2 protein-coding genes are annotated in these 2,634 nt (G+C 62.3%); both read left to right on the forward strand.

Annotated features, from left to right (window positions below):
• Positions 1–161 precede the first annotated feature (161 nt).
• Positions 162–1,655: an IS21 family transposase gene (gene istA / locus AB3X98_RS41890; RefSeq protein ID WP_368607166.1), complete on the forward strand. Its 1,494-nt coding sequence runs from the start codon at positions 162–164 to the stop codon at positions 1,653–1,655.
• Positions 1,652–2,494, forward strand: coding sequence for an IS21-like element helper ATPase IstB (gene istB, locus AB3X98_RS41895; RefSeq protein WP_368607167.1), 843 nt, complete (start codon positions 1,652–1,654; stop codon positions 2,492–2,494). Before istA ends, istB begins: the two co-directional genes overlap by 4 nt.
• Positions 2,495–2,634: the final 140 nt, after the last annotated feature.

Genomic DNA, 2,634 nt, shown 5'->3' on the forward strand with positions numbered 1-2,634 from the left:
TGGGCGGCGACAATTATCTTGGCCGGTCGTTGACGTTTGTTTTGGCCGGTGGTGAGGAGTCGGAGGCGGCGTAGCCGCCGGAGACGACGAACCACCGGCGGCGCCGCGTCGGCGGGGCAATAGGATGGCTGATCGATTCTTAAAGAAGAAGCGGTCAGCACATGTCTGGAACCCGCATCACCGACCAACAGGTTCGCCTCTACATGAACAAGCGCAAACACCATCCGCAGGAAGTCGCGGCCGCCAAGGCAGGAATAAGCGTACGCAGCGCACGCCGAATCGAGCGTGACGCGACGTTGCCATCCCAGAAGTCGCAGCGCTCGTGGCGCACGCGTCCCGATCCATTCGTCGATGTCTGGGACAGCGAAGTCGTGCCGTTGCTGCGTAACGCTCCCCATCTGATGGGCATCACGATCCTGCGCAAGCTTCAGGATGATCATCCGGGCTGCTATCCCGACAGCATGCGTCGCACGCTGGAACGACGCATTTCTCAATGGCGGGCGCTCGAAGGTCCCAGCCAGGAGATCTTCTTCCCCCAGGAGCATCAACCCGGCGTGCGCGGGCTGTCTGACTTCACCGATATGAGCAAGCTGTGCGTGACGATTGGCGGCGCGCCGTTCGAGCATCGGCTGTATCACTTCGTGCTGGCATTCTCGCGCTGGGAATATGCCTGCGTGGTTGAGGGGGGCGAGAGCTTCGAAGCCCTCGCCAACGGTTTGCAGAACGCTCTATGGCAGGCGGGAGGTTGCCCGCGCGAGCATCGCACCGACAGCCTGTCAGCCGCCTTCAAGAACCTGAGCGAGAAGGAAGACTTCACGACCCGTTACAAGGCGCTGCTCGATCACTACGAGATGCAGGGCACGCGTAACAATCGCGGTCTGGGCCACGAGAACGGGAGTGTTGAATCCTCGCACCGGTATCTGAAGGACGCGGTCGATCAGGCCTTGATGCTGCGTGGCCATCGCGACTTCGCTGATCGTGCCGCCTACGATGAATTCATCCGCGAGCAGGTGATGCGTCGAAACCGGCGCAACGCCGCCGCGTTCCGTATCGAGCGCCAGCAGCTTCAGGATCTGCCGGAGTACCGTACCACCGACTTCGCCGAGGAGGAGGCTCCTGTGACCCGCTGCAGCACGTTCACGGTGCGGGGCATCCTCTACAGTGCGCCGTCGCGCCTGATTGGTCACCGGCTGAAGGTGCGCGTCTACGGCGACCGGCTCGACTGTTACCTGTCCGGCGTACTGGTGCACAGTACCGCTCGGGGATCACGTGCGCACGACAACCGCCACGCGCTTGATTACCGCCACTTCATTGACTCCCTGAAGCGCAAACCCCAGGCATTCAAGGGGCTCGCGTTTCGTGACGCCCTGTTCCCGCGCGAGGCGTACCGCAGAACCTGGGAACAACTCGATGCGCGCCTGTCCCAGCGCGACGCATGCAAGACGATGGTAGGCCTGCTTGAGCTCGCGGGCCTGCACGGCGTGGAGGCCGTACTGGCGGAGCAGCTTGATGCGATGCTGGAGGCCGGCGAGCTTCCCGATCTCAAGGCGCTGCGTGAGCAGTACGCACCCCGCGAGGCCCAGTGCCCCGATGTCGAGGTTCAGATGCCGCCCGTTGCCGTCTATGACGAACTGCTTGAGAAGGTGGCAGCATGAACGCGCCCGCGCATGATGGTGGCCGCCTGGCCCTGATGCTCAACGAGCTGCGTTTGCCAACGATCGGCAGGTTGTGGCCCGAGTTCGCTGAGCGTTCGGACAAGGAAGCCTGGCCGGCCGCACGACTGCTCGGCGCGCTGCTTGAGCACGAGCTGGCCGAACGCGCCAAACGACGCATCGAGCGGCACCGTACCGAGTCGCATCTGGACCCGACCAAGACGCTCGCCACCTTCGACTTCGGCGCCGTGCCGATGGTCTCAAAAGCGCATGTCACAGCGCTAGCCACCGGAGAGTCATGGCTGGAGAAAGGCGCCACGGTTCTTCTGTTCGGCCCGCCTGGGGTCGGAAAAAGCCACCTGGGATCGGCTCTCGGTCATGCATTGATCGACGCCGGCTACCGCGTGCTGTTCACGCGTACCAGCGAGCTCGTCCAGAAGCTGCAGGCCGCGCGCCAGAGCCTGCAGTTGCCTTCGGCGCTGGCCAAGCTGGATCGCTTTGACCTGATCATCCTGGACGACCTGTCGTACGCGCGCAAGGACCAGGCCGAGACCAGCGTTCTGTTCGAGCTGATAGCCGAGAGGTACGAGCGAAAAAGTCTTCTGATAACTGCAAACCAACCGTTCTCTGGCTGGAATGACGTGTTCCCCGACCCCGGCATGACGGTCGCCGCCATCGACCGGCTTGTGCATCACTCGACGATCTTCGAACTCAACGTCGAAAGCTACCGCCGCCGCAAAGCCGGCGACAAACAGAATGCACGGCGGCGTCAATTACACGATGACAACCCTGCCAATCCGTTCAGCGGCCAGTTGCCTGACGACGGCAACGTTGCACAGTAACGACGAGCGTCAACTACACGATCACGCAACGACAACTATGAAGGAGCAACGTCAAATATGACCTGATACCCAACGACAACTACCCCGTTGACCGGCCAAGATAGTTGTCGCTGACCGGCCATGCTGCTTGACGCTCTCTA

It is taken from the genome of Paraburkholderia sp. BR14312 (assembly GCF_040948675.1).
GTDB lineage: Bacteria > Pseudomonadota > Gammaproteobacteria > Burkholderiales > Burkholderiaceae > Paraburkholderia > Paraburkholderia nodosa_A.

Excerpts from the sequence above, each read along its gene's own strand:
- istA (WP_368607166.1), top strand. The coding sequence starts at position 162 with ATGTCTGGAACCCGCATCACCGACCAACAGGTTCGCCTCTACATGAAC.
- istB (WP_368607167.1), top strand. The coding sequence starts at position 1,652 with ATGAACGCGCCCGCGCATGATGGTGGCCGCCTGGCCCTGATGCTCAAC.